The sequence below is a fragment of the Thalassobium sp. R2A62 genome (genome assembly GCF_000161835.1).
GTDB lineage: Bacteria > Pseudomonadota > Alphaproteobacteria > Rhodobacterales > Rhodobacteraceae > Thalassobium.
This window is the reverse complement of the sequence record NZ_GG697169.2, coordinates 1,178,087-1,194,406: the sequence shown is the minus strand read 5'-3', so window position 1 is coordinate 1,194,406 and position 16,320 is coordinate 1,178,087. Positions and strand designations below refer to the sequence as shown.

Genomic DNA, 16,320 nt, shown 5'->3' with positions numbered 1-16,320 from the left:
AAAAAAGAACTTGAGGGACGTGTAGATGTTGTATTGGTTGACCGCTCTGTCGGACGGAGGAGATTTCTTTAACCTCTTCCGCTATATTACTTTTCGGGCAGGCGGGGCTTTTATAACGGCGCTATTGTTCGGGTTTGTCTTTGGTCGCCCACTGATTATGGCGCTGCGTCGCCGTCAGGGCAAAGGCCAGCCAATCCGCGAAGATGGCCCAGAGGGACACTTTGAAAAGGCAGGAACACCAACGATGGGTGGCTTACTGATCGTCGGTGCTTTGACTACCTCAACATTGCTATGGGCGCGACTTGATAACCCGTTTGTTTGGATGGTGCTCTTCGTCACATTGTCCTTTGCAGCCATCGGTTTTGCAGATGACTATGCGAAAGTTTCCAAGCAGAACACAGCCGGTGTTTCTGGTAAAATTCGCCTTGGGTTGGGCCTCTTGATCGCGGGGATCGCAGGATTCTGGGCTGCGCAGTACCATCCCGAAGGATTGCAAAACCAGCTGGCGTTCCCGATCTTCAAAGATACCTTGATCAACCTTGGATATCTGTTCGTGCCATTTGCGATCCTTGTGATTGTAGGGTCGGCCAATGCGGTGAACCTGACGGATGGTTTGGACGGGCTTGCGATTATGCCCGTGATGATTGCATCGGGTGCTTTGGGTGTGATTGCGTATGCCGTGGGCCGGACCGACTTTACCGAATATTTGGACGTTCACTATGTTGCAGGAACCGGTGAGATCCTGATCTTTACGATGGGGATCATCGGCGGTGGCTTGGGCTTTTTGTGGTATAATGCGCCACCTGCCGCTGTCTTTATGGGCGACACAGGTTCGTTGGCATTGGGCGGTGCACTGGGCGGCATTGCAGTCGTGACCAAGCACGAGATCGTTCTGGCGATTGTTGGCGGTGTGTTCGTTGCCGAAGCGTTGAGCGTGATCATTCAAGTGCTCTATTTTAAACGCACCGGCAAACGGGTGTTTCTAATGGCACCGATCCATCACCACTATGAGAAAAAGGGTTGGGCCGAACCTCAGATCGTGATCCGCTTTTGGATTATCAGTCTGATCCTTGCGATGATCGGCCTTGCTACGCTCAAGGTGCGTTGATGGATGCAGCAGCGTATACTGCGCTGATCGAACAGCGCCTGTCCGAACGGACAGATGCGTTTGCTGCTGTTCTAAAACAGGTGTCGCAGCTGAGCACGACCTCTGAAGCAACTCTTCATATCGAAGTCGACGTGGCCGCGATGGCGCATGACTTTCCTGTCGCGATTTTCATGGACGGACCTCCTCAGACACCGCAGGTCCCGCATGAGATTGATGTAGCACTTCGTGCGATAGGACCGCTTCTTTCGATCGAGGAAGAAGACCGGTTTGTGGTGTTCGAGGACGGTCCCAACGGCCCACAATATGCGCTTAAACAACCCATCCTAGATGGTGTTGCCGCTGAACAAACGCTCGTTTTGCCGTGGGTCATCAAGATTGCTAAAAACGCGGGACTAGAGGCAATTGGTTGCGAAGTCGCGGCCTGTTTGCATGACAGTGCCGAACCCGAGATCATCGTGCCACGGCCTAGTCCGTCGTCTGGTGGCGACGTTAACCCAGCCGGTTTCATGGCCCCGCTCTTTGACCGCAAATAGGAATGTGATTTCATGATCCCAGTACGTGGATATAACGGTACGACAGTTGCGGTCTTAGGATTGGGACGGTCGGGTCTAGCAGCGGCTGCAGCGTTGGCCGAAGGCGGCGCGCAGGTTGTCGTTTGGGACGACGGCGCGGCATCACGCGAGGCGGCCGAGGCCGAGGGGCTGACGGTTCGCGACCTGACAAAACAGGGTGGGTTCGATGGAGTTTCCGCGCTGATCGTGTCGCCCGGTATTCCACATCTCTACCCCGAGCCAAACAAAACCATCGCGGCGGCATGGGCGGCGGGTGTTCCAGTCGACAATGACATTGGCTTGTTCTTTAGAAGCTACGCCACCGGAGATTGGGATCGTTTCGACGTGGCCCCCCAAGTGGTCGCCGTAACGGGATCAAACGGCAAGTCGACGACATCAGCGTTGATCCATCACATCTTGACCGAGGTCGGTCGTCCAACGCAACTGGCTGGCAACATCGGGCGTGGGGTGTTGGATATTGATCCGGCGATCGACGGCGAAGTCGTCGTGCTTGAACTCAGCTCTTACCAGACAGACCTTGCTCGGTCGCTGACGCCGGACATTGCAGTCTTTACCAATCTGAGCCCTGACCATCTGGATCGTCATGCTGGAATGGGTGGGTATTTCGCGGCCAAGCGCAGGCTTTTTGCAGAAGGTGGACCCGAGCGGGCAGTGATTGGTGTGGACGAGGTCGAAGGCCAATATCTATCCAACCAAATGATGGACGGAATGGATCCGTCGCGGATTATTCAGATCTCGGTTGATCGCAAGTTGCAGGGTCCGGGCTGGAACATTTTTGCGCGAAAAGGGTTCTTGTCCGAATACCGCAATGGCCGTCAGGCGGGATCGATTGATTTACGCGATATCATTGGGCTCCCCGGTGCGCATAATCACCAGAACGCTTGTGCCGCCTATGCTGCGTGCCGCTCGTTAGGTTTGGCACCTAAGGTAATCGAACAGGCGCTTCACAGCTTTGGTGGATTGCCCCATCGCAGTCAGCAAATCGCGGATCAAGACGGCGTGCGTTATGTGAATGACAGCAAAGCCACGAACGTGGACAGCGCAGCCAAAGCACTTGCCGCGTTCAAAAACATCCGCTGGATTTGCGGTGGTCTGGAAAAAGAAGGCGGCTTGACTGGCCTGAAGGATCAGTTGGGTGCCGTCAGAAAGGCCTATGTCATTGGACGCGAGGCTGCGAGCTTTGCACGCCAGTTGGAAGGTGTCGAAACGCAGATTTGCACAACTATCCAAGAAGCAGTGGCTGCGGCCTACCAAGATGCAGAAGCGGGCGACACGGTTCTGTTGGCACCAGCGGCGGCCAGCTTTGATCAATATGACAGCTTTGAAAAACGCGGCGACGATTTTGCGGAACAGGTGCAATCGGTTCTCAAAGACGCCTAGTCGTGGCTGCAGCGGACTAATTCCCCGCGATGTCCTGTCCGGCGGCCCATCCAGATGACCAAGCCCATTGGAAGTTGTATCCGCCCAGCCAGCCTGTGACGTCTACGACTTCGCCGATGAAATAAAGGCCGGGCGTATTTTTCGATATCATCGTTTTCGATGAAAGCCCGTCCGTGTCGACGCCACCTAGCGTGACCTCGGCTGTGCGGTACCCCTCTGACCCATTTGGGGTCAGCGACCAGTTGCGCAAATCATCGACCAGTGCATCAATCTTCTTGTCGCTTAGATCACCGACATTGCCAGACAGGTCCAATAGCGTGCTTAGGTGCGCGACCAGTTTCGTTGGCAAGTGTTGTGCGAGGATAGTGGTCAGATCTTTGCGACCTTCTGTGCTGCGCGCTGTCTTGATCGTTTGGGGCAGGGTACCGTTTGACGCCAGATCAACCGTTATGCTGTCGCCCTCGGTCCAGTAGGATGAGACCTGCAAGACAGCCGGTCCAGACAAACCGCGATGGGTGAACAACAACGCTTCGTCAAAACTGGTGTCATTTGCAGTTAGCCGCACCGGTGCCGCGGTGCCGGACATGCTGGCAAACGGATTGCCCGAAAAGGTCAGTGGAACCAAAGCAGGGCGCGTTTCGATGATCTGGTGGCCGAATTTCTGCGCGATCTTATACCCAAGATCGGTTGCACCCATTTTGGGGATCGATTTACCGCCGCAGGCGACAACAACGTTCGCGACATTCAACGTGTCTTGTTTACCACCTGTTTCGATAACAGCGCGAAACCCGTTTTCTGTTTGATCGAGAGACACCAGCGACGTGCGAAGGCGCAGATCCATTTCGGGTGACTCGGCAATCAACATCTTGATGATGTCTTTGGCGGTTTCGTCGCAAAACAGCTGGCCTAGCGTCTTTTCATGCCATGCGATGTCGTGGCGATCGACCATTTCGATGAAATCCCACTGAGTGTACCGCTTCAGCGCTGACTTAGCGAAATGGCGGTTTTGCGAGATAAAGTTATCAGCTCCGCATCCCATATTGGTAAAGTTACAGCGGCCGCCTCCGGAAATTCGGATTTTCTCGCCAGCGGCTTTGGCGTGGTCGATGACAATGGTGCCTGCCCCGGTTTGGGCGGCACACATCAGTCCGGCGGCACCGGCACCTATGATCAGGGTCTTGGCTTGCATGGCTTTCCTTGGCCCACTGCTGCGTGATTGGCAACGCCTCAGACACGTGGAGTCCCTATTTTTGTGGTAGATTCGCACAGGTTTTGTCGCTATGATTGAGAAATAGACCCCGAAAAGGGGCAGTGTTCGAGGCAGTAAAGCGGTAAGCCCATGACAGAGATGGTTTTTGGCACAGTCCCAACGCGGGACGGTGATCCTGTTCTTCCACGATGGTGGCGGACGGTCGACAAATGGTCGATGTCCTGCATTCTTGTGCTCTTTGGTATCGGCTTGTTGCTGGGCCTCGCGTCTTCGCCGCCCTTGGCTGCGAAGAACGGGTTCGAGCCTTTTCATTATGTTCAACGACAGGCGATCTTTGGTGGCGCGGCGCTGACGGCGATGCTGATCACGTCGATGATGTCGACGGTTCTGGTCCGGCGATTGGCCGTGCTCGGGTTTCTTTGTTCGTTTATCGCACTGGCGCTGTTGCCGTTCTTTGGCACGGACTTTGGTAAAGGGGCGGTGCGTTGGTATTCGCTCGGCTTTGCATCGTTGCAGCCATCTGAATTTCTCAAGCCTGGATTTATCGTCATGGCCGCATGGCTGATGGCCGCGAGCCAGCAGGTTGGTGGCCCTCCGGGCAAAGCGTATTCCTTTATTCTTGCCGTTGTGATCGTGCTGATGTTGGCGCTGCAACCAGACTTTGGTCAGGCCTGCCTCGTGCTGTTTTCATGGGGCGTGCTGTATTTTGTTGCTGGTGCGCCAATGATCCTGCTGGTCATCCTTGCGGGTTTGGTCGTGTTTTCAGGCACAATTGCATATTCTAACTCTGAACACTTTGCGCGCCGTATTGATGGCTTTCTCAGCCCTGATGTCGATCCGCGCACGCAGCTGGGCTATGCTACCAATGCGATCCAAGAGGGCGGGTTTTTTGGTGTCGGCGTTGGGGAAGGCCAAGTGAAGTGGTCGCTGCCAGATGCGCATACGGATTTCATCATCGCCGTCGCAGCTGAGGAATATGGCCTGGTTTGTGTGCTCGCGATCATTGTTCTTTACGCGACTATCATGGTGCGCAGTCTCGTGCGGCTGATGCGTGAACGCGATCCGTTTATCCGGCTTGCCGGTACAGGTCTGGCCTGCGGTTTCGGTGTCCAAGCCATGATCAATATGGGTGTTGCGGTTCGGTTGCTTCCAGCCAAGGGCATGACGCTTCCATTTGTCAGCTACGGCGGCTCTTCGCTCATTGCTGGCGGAATTGCTGTTGGAATGCTTTTGGCCTTTACCCGCACCCGTCCCCAAGGCGAAATAGGTGATATTCTGTTGAGCCGAGGACGCTAAACCAATGAGCAATCAGCCACTTTTGATTATGGCTGCCGGTGGGACCGGTGGGCATATGTTTCCCGCCCAAGCACTGGCCGAGGAAATGGTGCGTCGTGGGTGGCGGGTTAAGCTTAGCACTGACGAGCGTGGCGCGCGGTATACGGGTGGTTTTCCCCATACAGTCGAGATAGAACAGGTGCGCAGTGCGACCTTTGCCCATCGCGGGATCGCTGCAAAATTGATGGCGCCGTTCCGGATTATGGCCGGTGTCGTTGGTGCCACGTTTGGTATGATGCGCGATAGACCGGACGTTGTTGTCGGTTTTGGTGGCTACCCTTCGATCCCCGCAATCGCCGCGGCATGGGTTTTGCGTAAACCGCGCATGATCCACGAACAAAACGGCGTTTTGGGGCGGGTGAACAAGCTCTTTGCCAAGCGGGTCGACAAGGTGGCCTGTGGCACTTGGCCGACAACATTGCCAGCGGGTTTAGAAGGTATTCACACAGGCAATCCAGTGCGTGGTGCGATCCTAGAACGTGCGGCGGCGGGGTACATCGCGCCAGGTGATTATCCGATGTCCATCCTCGTGATGGGCGGAAGCCAAGGGGCGCGCATCCTGTCTGACATTGTGCCGCCAGCGATCGCATCCTTGCCGACAGAGACGCTGCGCAACATCCGTGTGAGCCATCAAGCTCGCGACGAAGATTTGATGCGTGTGGCGACATACTATGCGAACGAAGGAATCAATGCCGACGTCCAGCCGTTTTTCACAGACGTCCCGAACCGCATGACAGAGGCGCAACTGGTCATAAGCCGTGCCGGCGCGTCGTCTGTCGCGGACATTAGCGTGATTGGGCGACCATCAATCCTGGTGCCATTTCCGGCCGCAACCGAAGATCACCAGACCGCAAACGCGAGAGGTCTGACAGATGCAGGGGCGGCCATTCTCGTTCCTGAATCCCAGCTCGAAGTCGGTACATTGGCCGAGCAAATCGCAACAATCATTAATAATCCTAGTGGCGCCGCCCAGATGGCTGGTGCCGCAGTGGGCCAAGGCATCCCTGACGCGACCAAACGTCTTGCGGGGCTTGTCACGGCTCTTGCGCAGCCCAACACGTAGAACGGACAGACCCATGAATGCAGCCGCGACAAAACTTCCCCTCTATGTCGGTGCCATCCATTTTGTCGGCATCGGTGGGATTGGGATGTCCGGAATTGCAGAGGTTCTGCTGGATCATGGGTATTCGATCCAAGGGTCGGACCTAAAGAAATCCAAGATCACCGACCGATTGGAAACATTGGGTGCTCGGGTCTTTGAAGGGCAGAGCGGCGAAAACCTTGATGGGGCAGAGGTCATCGTGATCTCGTCGGCGATAAAACCCGGCAATGCAGAATACGACGCGGCGCGGGCCAAGGGTCTGCCGATTGTACGTCGGGCGGAAATGCTGGCAGAACTGATGCGTCTGAAATCGAATGTTGCGGTTGCGGGCACGCACGGCAAGACAACGACCACAACTATGGTCTCGGCATTGCTGGATGCGGGTGGGATTGACCCGACCGTGATCAACGGCGGCATCATCCACGCATATGGTTCGAACGCACGGGTCGGGCAAGGCGATTGGATGGTAGTCGAAGCGGACGAGAGCGACGGCACGTTCAACCGTTTGCCAGCGACAATCGCAGTCGTCACGAATATCGACCCAGAGCATATGGAACACTGGGGTAGCTTTGATAACTTGCGTCAGGGCTTTCTCGATTTTGTATCAAACATTCCATTCTACGGGTTGGCTGTTTGCTGCACCGATCACCCCGAAGTGCAGGCATTGGTTGGCAAGATCACTGACCGCCGCGTTGTGACATACGGGTTTAACGCGCAGGTCGACGTGCGCGCGATCAATCTCAGCTACAAAGATGGCTCTGCTTACTTCGACATCCAGCTTCAGTCCGAAGATCAGGTGATCGAAGGCTGCATGTTGCCAATGCCGGGTGATCACAACGTGTCAAACGCGCTGGCCGCTGTTGCGGTCTCGCGGCATCTGGGCATGAAGAGTGAAGAAATCAAAACGGCCCTCGAAAATTTCGGAGGGGTGAACCGCCGCTTTACCCGTGTCGGCAAGGTCAACGGCGTGACGATTATCGACGACTATGCGCACCACCCAGTCGAGATTGCAGCCGCGCTCAAAGCTGCGCGACAGGCCTGCGATGGCCGCGTTATCGCGGTGCATCAACCACACCGCTACAGCCGTTTGCATGACCTGTTTGATGATTTCTGTGGTTGCTTTAATGACGCAGACGTCGCGGCGATTGCCGAAGTCTTTGCCGCAGGCGAAGACCCGATCGAAGGTGCGTCTCGGGATGATCTGGTGGCGGGTATGATACGTTCTGGCCACCGTCACGCGCGCAGCATTCTGGGTGAGGAAGATCTTGAACGTCTTGTGCGCGAGCAGACCAAACCGGGCGACATGGTTGTGTGTCTCGGCGCGGGTACAATCAGTGCTTGGGCGAATAACCTGCCTGCTCGTCTGGAAAAATGAGCATTCCGCTGATCCTAGGTGCATTTTGGGTGCTGACATCGGTCGTCGTGGCAATGCTGCCAATGCGCAGACAGTACTTTCCCGGCGTAGCCCTGTTGGCAATGGCCCCCATCCTATTGATTTGGATCGGCTGCGCGTATGGCTGGATTTGGCTAGCCTTTGGCGTGTTTGCCTTTGTTTCGATGTTCCGCAATCCTCTCAAATACCTCTGGCGCCGTGCGTGGGGTGAAACGCCCGTGATCCCCAAATGAGCCTGTCCTTGATCCTTGCGTTGGTTTGGTTGGTCGTGGCCAATCTCATCGCGTTTTTGCCCAGCAAAGATCACCACTGGCGCAACGCTTATGTCTTGATCGCTGTTGGTATCCCGCTGGTTGGTTTTGTGGCCTATGAAAACGGCGTGTTGATCGTAGCTATCGTTTTGATCGCAGCGATGAGCATTCTGCGGTGGCCTGTGATCTACCTATCTCGCTGGCTGCGTGGCCTGTTTGGGCGCGCGTAATGGCTGGGGTCGCCGTCATTTTCGGAGGGATTGGGTTTACCATCTGGACGATGATTGGGGCCATTTTTGCTGGGCTCGACGATGGCTTTGCTGGGTTCCGCAAAAGGTTGGTGATCTACACTGCTTTCATGATGGCCCTAGGGGTAGTAAACGGCGTGCTCGTTCTGACGGCTGACATACCGGCCCCGTTCTTTTCAGGGTTTTTGCTGTTTGCGGCGGGATGGCTCGTGGGGCTTGTCGCCTTTGCGATCTGCTATGGTTGTGGTGTCGGGTTTAAGAGGATGCGCCGATGATTTTTGCTATGAACCTGATCAAGATTGCCAGCTTTGCGTTGGTGTTTCTCGCGTCTTGCCTTGGACCCTATTACATCGCGCGCACACGCGGCGTTTGGGTCTGGCTCTATTGGTTCATCTTTATTCTTTGTGTTTTGGTGTTTATCCGCTGGGCACGAGATTTGCCCATTCGGGACGCGGATCCAACGCTCTATTTTGGGTTTATCTTTGTGATTGTGCCTGGGCTGGTCTTTGGAGTGACAGTGACGATTGTTGGCCTCGTCAAGCGGTGGAGAGATGAGACATGATTGATAAGTTATCCCCAGTTCGCGGGCGACTGACCCCTGATCGGTCCCTAGATGATTTGACGTGGTTGCGCGTGGGCGGACCTGCTGATGTGCTGTTCCAACCCGCAGATGTCGAGGATTTGGCCGATTTTTTATCGGCTTTGCCGTCTGACGTGCCTGTGTTTCCGATGGGTGTGGGTAGCAATTTGATTGTGCGCGATGGTGGCATTCGTGGTGTCGTCATCCGGCTGGGGCGCGGGTTCAATGGCATCGAAATCGATGGGCTGAAAGTTACTGCAGGTGCCGCGGCATTGGATGTCCATGTTGCGCGGCGTGCAGCAGATGCTGGCGTCGATCTGACGTTTTTGCGGACCATTCCGGGCAGCATTGGTGGCGCTGTTCGCATGAATGCGGGGTGCTATGGGTCCTATGTCGCGGATGTGTTCGAGAGCGCGACTGTCGTGCTGCGCGACGGGACGATCAAGACGCTGAGCGCGAATGACCTACAATTCGCCTATCGCCAGACAGAATTGCCCCAAGGAGCAGTCTTGATTTCGGCTGTCTTGAAGGGGGTTGCAGGCGACGCTGAGACCTTGAACGACCGCATGGCGGCCCAACTGGCCAAACGAGACGAGACACAACCTACGAAAGATCGCACTGCAGGCAGTACGTTCCGCAACCCTGCTGGTTTCTCAAGCACGGGACGGGCCGATGACAGCCAAGAGTTGAAAGCGTGGAAGGTGATCCAAGACGCTGGCATGCGCGGTGCGATCCGCGGCGGGGCCGTCATGAACGAGATGCACGCCAATTTTCTGACCAATGCGGGGGGCGCAACTGCCGCTGATCTAGAAGGATTGGGTGAAGATGTGCGGAAAAAGGTTTACGATTCCAGTGGGATCACGTTAGAGTGGGAAATTATGCGGGTCGGTGAACCGGCTGCATAAACAGGCGACCTTCTGGCAGGCAAATAACGAAGGCGCACTGATAGAATAGAATGGATCAAAAGATCCGCATTTAAGGCGCGTATGGGAATGTCGAGCAGGGCAAACCCCAAGATAGTAGTGATAAAAGGTGGGCCGTCCGCAGAGCGGGAGGTGTCGCTGAGCTCAGGGTTTGAGTGTGCTACTGGCTTGCGGGAAAATGGATATGAAGTGATCGAGGTCGATGCAGGCCACGATCTTTTTGTGCATCTGGCCGAACACCAACCCGATGTTGTATTCAACGCGCTCCACGGTCGCTGGGGGGAAGACGGCTGTGTTCAAGGTATTCTTGAGTGGATGCAAATCCCCTACACCCATTCCGGCGTTTTGGCTTCGGCCCTCGCGATGGACAAGCAGCGCAGCAAACAGGTCTTTGTCGAAGCGGGACTGCCCGTTGTTGAAAGCCGTTTGGTCAGCAAAGAGGCCGCCCAAGTCAGCCATGTTCTAGATGTACCATATGTGATCAAGCCTAACAACGAAGGCTCGTCCGTTGGCGTGTATCTGGTCGAGGATGGGGCGAACGGGCCCCCCACATTGGGCGATGAGATGCCAGACGAGGTGATGGTCGAAGCATTTGCACCTGGTCGCGAATTGACAACCACTGTTCTAGGTGATCGCGCCTTGACCGTGACCGATATCATTACGGATGGCTGGTACGACTACGACGCCAAATATGTCGAAGGTGGATCGCGCCATGTCTTGCCTGCTGACATTCCATCCGAAATTCATGATGCCTGCTTGGACTATGCCTTGCGCGCGCATGTGGCGTTGGGCTGTCGCGGTGCGACACGCACAGATTTCCGCTGGGACGAAGCACGTGGCATCGACGGTTTGATCCTGCTCGAGACAAACACACAGCCCGGAATGACGCCGACGTCGTTGGTTCCTGAACAGGCCGCCCACGTTGGGATTAGCTTTCCCGACCTGATGCGCTGGATCATCGAGGATGCGACATGCAACAGGTAAAGCGTGATCCAGCCCCCAGCCGTTGGGGATACCGGTATCAGCGTCTGATGCTGACACCGACGTTTCGCGTTTTGTTGCGCAAGGGTTTGCCTATTTTGGTGATGGCCGCTGGCGTCGGGCTCTATTTTATGGATGAAGGTCGGCGCGCGAAAACAAGCGAGGCTGTCGCCGACATTCGGGCTTCGATTGAAGAGCGGCCAGAATTTATGGTGTCTGCTATGGCGATTGACGGGGCAGGGCCGATGACCTCGGGCGATGTGCGGACTGTTGTGCCAGTGGATTTCCCGATCAGTTCCTTTGATCTGGACCTCGAAGAGATGCGTCTGACGATCGAAGCACTAAATGCCGTTGAGGGTGCTGCATTGCGCGTGCGCCCAGGCGGTATTTTGCAGGTCGACATCGCAGAACGTGTTCCCGTTGCAATTTGGCGCACCCGTGACGGGCTGCGCATGATTGACGGTTCTGGCGTCTTTGTGGGGCCGATCGACGCGCGTAGTCATCGGGCTGACCTGCCTTTGATCGCTGGTGATGGTGCCCAAGATCACATTGATGAGGCGCTAGAGCTATTTGCAGCAACGGGGCCGATCTCGACACGTGTGCGCGGATTGGTCCGTATGGGCGAGCGGCGTTGGGATGTGGTCCTAGACCGCGAGCAGCGACTTCTTTTGCCAACTCACGGTGCGCTTGAAGCGCTTGAACGGGTCATCGTGCTTCACGAAGCCCAAGAATTGTTGGATCGCGACGTCGCGGTTGTGGACTTGCGTCACAAAGATCGTCCGACCATTCGATTGAATACACAAGCAGCCGAAGCGTTGCGGACAATTAAACAAACAGAATTTGGGGACGGGAACTGATGACAGACCTGTATCAGCGTCAGCGGGCAATGCGGAATATGCGGCAGGCCGCCATGCAAAGGGGCGTCATCGTCATCCTCGACATCGGGACCTCCAAGATTGGGTGTCTGGTGCTTCGTTTTGATGGCCCTGACCGTTTCAAAGACGCCGATGGCGTGGGTTCAATGGCTGGGCAATCGTCGTTTCGGGTGATCGGTGCCGCGACAACGCGTTCGCGCGGTGTTCGTTTTGGCGAAATCGATGCAATGCAAGAAACTGAACGCGCGATCCGCACGGCTGTTCAGGCTGCGCAAAAGATGGCTCAGGTTCGGGTTGATCATGTGATTGCCTGTCTTGCAGGTGCGCGCCCTCGTTCATACGGACTGGATGGTGAAGTCGGGATCGAAGGCAGCTTTGTCTCAGAGGCTGATGTGGGCCGCGTCTTGGCCGCGTGCGAAGTGCCGGATTACGGTGAAGACCGCGAGGTGATGCACGCACAACCGATTAACTTTGCGCTGGATCATCGCAGCGGTCTGGCTGATCCGCGGGGCCAGATCGGTCACAAGCTGACGACAGACATGCATTTGCTGACTGTGGATGCCGCTGCGGTTCAGAACATCCTCTATTGTATCAAACGCTGCGACCTAGAACTGGCCGGTGTTGCGTCGTCTGCTTATGCGGCGGGTATTTCATCGCTGGTGGAAGACGAACAAGAGCTTGGATCGGCGTGTATTGATCTGGGCGGCGGTTCAACTGGCATCAGCGTCTTTATCAAAAAGCATATGATCTATGCCGATAGTGTCCGCATGGGCGGGGACCACGTGACGTCCGATATCTCGATGGGTTTGCAGGTGCCAACGGCGACTGCAGAACGGATCAAGACATTCTATGGCGGCGTGTTCGCCACCGGCATGGACGACCGCGAAATGATCGAAATTGGCGGCGACACTGGCGATTGGGAACATGATCGTCGCACCGTTAGTCGCGCAGAACTGATCGGCATCATGCGGCCACGGGTCGAAGAGATCCTCGAAGAGGTGCGCAGCCGATTAGATGCAGCAGGGTTCGAGCATTTGCCGAGCCAACAGATCGTTCTGACCGGTGGTGCAAGCCAAATTCCTGGCCTTGATGGATTGGCTTCCAAGATCTTGGGGCAGCAGGTGCGACTGGGTCGCCCATTGCGCGTTCAAGGCTTGCCACAGGCTGCAACGGGTCCCGCATTTGCCAGCGCAGTGGGGCTGTGCCTCTTTGCTGCGAACCCGCAAGACGAGTGGTGGGATTTTGATATTCCCGCCGAACGTTATCCAGCCAGATCGCTTAAACGCGCTGTCCGTTGGTTCCGCGACAACTGGTGATACGCAATATCTTGCCGATTGGACGATATCCGGCGAACAACATGCCCAAAACAGTCAATATTTAGTGCCTGAATCGTGTTTTTTTCGTGACGAGGTGCGGCAAAACGGCTACGATAGCGCAAATTAGGCAAAAAATACCCGGTGGCTCGGGGCTAGCAAAAACAGGCGGACAGACACATGACACTGAACCTCACCATGCCAGGGCAAGAAGAATTAAAGCCACGCATCACCGTATTTGGTGTTGGTGGGGCAGGCGGCAACGCGGTCAACAATATGATCGAGCAAGAGCTCGAGGGTGTTGATTTTGTTGTGGCGAACACAGACGCTCAGGCGTTGCAGTCCTCCAAGTCGTCAAGCAAGGTTCAGCTGGGTGTGAAAGTCACCGAAGGTTTGGGCGCGGGCGCACGGGCAACTGTTGGCGCCGCCGCTGCTGAAGAAAGCATCGAGCAGATCGTTGATCATCTCGCTGGCGCACACATGTGCTTCATCACTGCTGGTATGGGCGGTGGCACTGGTACGGGTGCCGCGCCAATTATTGCACAGGCCGCACGCGAATTGGGTGTCCTGACTGTTGGTGTTGTAACCAAGCCGTTCCAGTTTGAGGGTGGCAAGCGTATGGCACAGGCTGAGGCCGGTGTTGAGGCGCTGCAAAAGGTGGTCGACACACTGATCATCATTCCAAACCAGAACCTGTTCCGTCTCGCCAACGAGAAAACAACATTCACCGAAGCCTTTGGTCTCGCCGATGACGTGCTGTACCAAGGTGTTAAGGGTGTGACCGATCTGATGGTTCGTCCTGGCCTGATTAACCTCGACTTTGCCGACGTACGCGCGGTAATGGACGAGATGGGCAAGGCGATGATGGGCACAGGCGAAGCGACCGGTGAAAACCGCGCTATTGAAGCTGCAGAAAAGGCGATCGCGAACCCACTGCTCGACGAAATTTCGCTGAACGGTGCCAAGGGCGTTTTGATCAACATCACTGGTGGTTACGATCTGACACTCTTCGAACTCGACGAAGCGGCCAACAAAATCCGCGAGCAAGTCGATCCAGAAGCCAACATCATCGTGGGTTCGACCCTCGATGCTGGAATGGAAGGTGGCATGCGTGTCAGCGTTGTCGCGACTGGCATCGATGCTGTCGAAAGCCACGCAGATATGCCTTTGCCACGCCGCAGCTTGTCGGCCATCGGCTCGACCGAGCGTGTGACGAACGATCCGGCACCTGTTGCGGCGGCACCTGCTGCTGCGCCAGTAGCGGCCCAGCAGCCACAAGTTGAAGCAGAACCCGAGCTGTTTTCGGGATTTGACGCGACTGCATCCGCGCAGCAAGAGCAAGCTGAAGACATCTTTGAGCCAATGAACGAACAGTTGGATGACATGCCACCTCCCGCATATCAGCCAGCACCGGCACCAGCCGAGCCAGTTGCAGAAGCATTCGTTGCACCTCAGGCGCGTCCTGCAGGTCAGCCTTCGCCAGAAGCAATGGCGCGTCTGCAAGCCGCTGTTCAACGTGGCCCAGCAACCGGCGCAGCCCCTGCTGCAGCAACACCTGCAACAGACGCTCCGATAGCAGACGACGAGCGTCCGCGCTTGATCAACTCTCTGATCAACCGCATGACTGGTCAAAACGCTGAAGCTGCAGAACCTGCACGCCAGCAGCCGCCGGTTCAGCAGATGCACCAAGAGCAGCAACCTGCGCAGCAGGTTGATCCAGAGCAGGAACGTATCGAAATTCCAGCGTTTCTGCGTCGCCAAGCGAACTAACGCCGCGTCACAATTTTAGGAAGAGGGCTGCCATTGCGCAGCCCTTTTTCGTTTCAGAACAACGGGTTCTGCGCGACCAAAAATGAATTTGGGCAGGAATTCGCCGTCCGCTCGCGGACATGTTTCAAACGGTTACAATCCTTGATTTGAGGTCTGTGAGGGGCGCTTTTAACTGTTTGGCAAGCAATCACACACGATTCCCTTATGAGGCGCATTGGTGCAAACAACGGTTAAATCAGAAGTTCAGTTCGACGGGGTGGGTCTCCACTCGGGCGAAGCTGTGCGTATGATTGTTACACCAGCCTCTGCTGAACAGGGCATCTGGTTCCGTCGTACGGATCTGCCACAGGGTGACGTTTTGATCCCTGCACGTTGGGATTCTGTTATCGTATCTCCGCTCTGCACAAAGATTGTGACAGACGACGGCGTATCGGTTTCCACGATTGAACATGTCATGGCCGCGCTTGCAGGCTGCGGTGTCCACAATGCGATCATCGACATCAACGGGTCAGAAGTTCCGATCTTGGACGGCAGCTCGGCTGGTTTTGTGCGCGGTCTGATGCGCGCTGGCGTTCGCCGTTTGGCATCTCCGATCCGCGCGATCGAAGTTTTGCGTCCGGTCATGATCGAGCAGGGCGACGGATATGCGCGTCTTGATCCAGCAACGTCGCTGCAGATCAACTTTGAAATTGATTTTGATGATGCGGCGATCGGCCATCAGCAAAAGACGCTTAACATGGCCAATGGTGCATTTGTCCGCGAATTGTGCGACAGCCGTACATTCTGCCGTCAGGCTGACGTCGATGCGATGCGCGCAAATGGACTTGCCCGTGGTGGCACAGTCGAAAATGCTGTTGTGGTTGATGGTGCCACGGTTCTGACACCAGGTGGTTTGCGCCATGATGACGAAGCCGTTCGACACAAGATGCTAGACGCATTGGGCGACCTCTTTACTGCTGGCGCACCGATCTTGGGGCGCTATACGGGCTACAAGGCAGGCCACGCGATGACCAATGGTTTGCTGCGTGCGCTCTTTGCTGATCCGACTGCATTCCGCATGGTTGTGTGCGACACGTCCATGGCGGCACGTTTGCCGGGTGTTGGCGTTCATCACGGTGACTTGATCGCAGTTGCCTAAGGCACTGAAAATCATCCATTATTCTTAATGTTGCGCCTATTGCCGCCGATGCAATGCGATTTCCTGCATCAAAGGCATTTTGCACCGGATTTTTCTATGCTAGACCTTCGATAACAAGGGACTAAGTCCTCGGGTGATCGT

17 protein-coding genes are annotated in these 16,320 nt (G+C 55.8%); 16 read left to right on the top strand and 1 reads right to left on the bottom strand.

The window, feature by feature from the left end; genetic code table 11:
* The first annotated feature begins 25 nt into the window (after positions 1–25).
* From mraY to murD, 3 genes are read left to right on the top strand one after another with little or no spacing between them, the layout of a single operon-like run.
* The gene (gene mraY / locus TR2A62_RS05885) at positions 26–1,108 is read left to right on the top strand and encodes a phospho-N-acetylmuramoyl-pentapeptide-transferase (protein ID WP_009159202.1); all 1,083 of its coding nucleotides are present in this window, start codon (positions 26–28) and stop codon (positions 1,106–1,108) included.
* The gene (locus tag TR2A62_RS05880) at positions 1,108–1,641 is read left to right on the top strand and encodes a hypothetical protein (RefSeq protein WP_009158275.1); all 534 of its coding nucleotides are present in this window, start codon (positions 1,108–1,110) and stop codon (positions 1,639–1,641) included. Before mraY ends, TR2A62_RS05880 begins: the two co-directional genes overlap by 1 nt.
* 12 nt (positions 1,642–1,653) lie before the next feature.
* Positions 1,654–3,060, top strand: a complete 1,407-nt coding sequence (murD, locus tag TR2A62_RS05875; RefSeq protein WP_009160824.1) for a UDP-N-acetylmuramoyl-L-alanine--D-glutamate ligase — start codon at positions 1,654–1,656, stop codon at positions 3,058–3,060.
* Positions 3,061–3,076: 16 nt separating this feature from the next.
* On the opposite strand, the gene TR2A62_RS05870 is transcribed toward murD, so the two are convergent.
* Positions 3,077–4,249, bottom strand: coding sequence for an NAD(P)/FAD-dependent oxidoreductase (locus TR2A62_RS05870; RefSeq protein WP_009160039.1), 1,173 nt, complete (start codon positions 4,247–4,249; stop codon positions 3,077–3,079).
* Between the two features lie 150 nt (positions 4,250–4,399).
* On the opposite strand from TR2A62_RS05870, the gene ftsW reads away from it, so the two are divergent.
* From ftsW to lpxC, 13 genes are all read left to right on the top strand, one after another.
* Positions 4,400–5,566, top strand: a complete 1,167-nt coding sequence (gene ftsW, locus TR2A62_RS05865) for a putative lipid II flippase FtsW (protein ID WP_009158717.1) — start codon at positions 4,400–4,402, stop codon at positions 5,564–5,566.
* A gap of 4 nt (positions 5,567–5,570) precedes the next feature.
* On the top strand, positions 5,571–6,668 hold the full coding sequence (murG, locus tag TR2A62_RS05860) for an undecaprenyldiphospho-muramoylpentapeptide beta-N-acetylglucosaminyltransferase (protein WP_009157951.1): 1,098 nt from the start codon (positions 5,571–5,573) through the stop codon (positions 6,666–6,668).
* 13 nt (positions 6,669–6,681) lie between these two features.
* Entirely contained in the window at positions 6,682–8,082 is a 1,401-nt protein-coding gene (murC, locus tag TR2A62_RS05855) for a UDP-N-acetylmuramate--L-alanine ligase (RefSeq protein ID WP_009158316.1), read from the top strand.
* Positions 8,079–8,333, top strand: a complete 255-nt coding sequence (locus TR2A62_RS05850) for a DUF2484 family protein (protein ID WP_009157751.1) — start codon at positions 8,079–8,081, stop codon at positions 8,331–8,333. Before murC ends, TR2A62_RS05850 begins: the two co-directional genes overlap by 4 nt.
* Positions 8,330–8,581, top strand: a complete 252-nt coding sequence (locus tag TR2A62_RS05845) for a DUF2484 family protein (RefSeq protein WP_009158516.1) — start codon at positions 8,330–8,332, stop codon at positions 8,579–8,581. The genes TR2A62_RS05850 and TR2A62_RS05845 overlap by 4 nt, the downstream gene beginning before the upstream one ends.
* Positions 8,581–8,874 carry a hypothetical protein gene (locus tag TR2A62_RS05840; protein WP_009159314.1) on the top strand — a complete coding sequence of 98 codons (294 nt, stop codon included), beginning with the start codon at positions 8,581–8,583 and terminating at the stop codon, positions 8,872–8,874. Before TR2A62_RS05845 ends, TR2A62_RS05840 begins: the two co-directional genes overlap by 1 nt.
* Positions 8,871–9,161: a hypothetical protein gene (locus TR2A62_RS05835; protein WP_009158725.1), complete on the top strand. Its 291-nt coding sequence runs from the start codon at positions 8,871–8,873 to the stop codon at positions 9,159–9,161. The genes TR2A62_RS05840 and TR2A62_RS05835 overlap by 4 nt, the downstream gene beginning before the upstream one ends.
* Entirely contained in the window at positions 9,158–10,084 is a 927-nt protein-coding gene (murB, locus tag TR2A62_RS05830; RefSeq protein WP_009159972.1) for a UDP-N-acetylmuramate dehydrogenase, read from the top strand. The genes TR2A62_RS05835 and murB overlap by 4 nt, the downstream gene beginning before the upstream one ends.
* 81 nt (positions 10,085–10,165) lie before the next feature.
* The gene (locus TR2A62_RS05825) at positions 10,166–11,086 is read left to right on the top strand and encodes a D-alanine--D-alanine ligase (protein ID WP_009157679.1); all 921 of its coding nucleotides are present in this window, start codon (positions 10,166–10,168) and stop codon (positions 11,084–11,086) included.
* On the top strand, positions 11,074–11,940 hold the full coding sequence (locus TR2A62_RS05820; RefSeq protein ID WP_009158292.1) for a cell division protein FtsQ/DivIB: 867 nt from the start codon (positions 11,074–11,076) through the stop codon (positions 11,938–11,940). The genes TR2A62_RS05825 and TR2A62_RS05820 overlap by 13 nt, the downstream gene beginning before the upstream one ends.
* The gene (gene ftsA, locus TR2A62_RS05815; protein WP_009159335.1) at positions 11,940–13,274 is read left to right on the top strand and encodes a cell division protein FtsA; all 1,335 of its coding nucleotides are present in this window, start codon (positions 11,940–11,942) and stop codon (positions 13,272–13,274) included. Before TR2A62_RS05820 ends, ftsA begins: the two co-directional genes overlap by 1 nt.
* Before the next feature lie 177 nt (positions 13,275–13,451).
* Positions 13,452–15,041 (top strand): cell division protein FtsZ, encoded by a 1,590-nt coding sequence (ftsZ, locus tag TR2A62_RS05810; protein ID WP_009160835.1) that lies wholly within the window; start codon positions 13,452–13,454, stop codon positions 15,039–15,041.
* A 217-nt stretch (positions 15,042–15,258) separates the two neighbouring features.
* On the top strand, positions 15,259–16,179 hold the full coding sequence (gene lpxC / locus TR2A62_RS05805) for a UDP-3-O-acyl-N-acetylglucosamine deacetylase (RefSeq protein WP_009157376.1): 921 nt from the start codon (positions 15,259–15,261) through the stop codon (positions 16,177–16,179).
* Positions 16,180–16,320 lie beyond the last annotated feature (141 nt).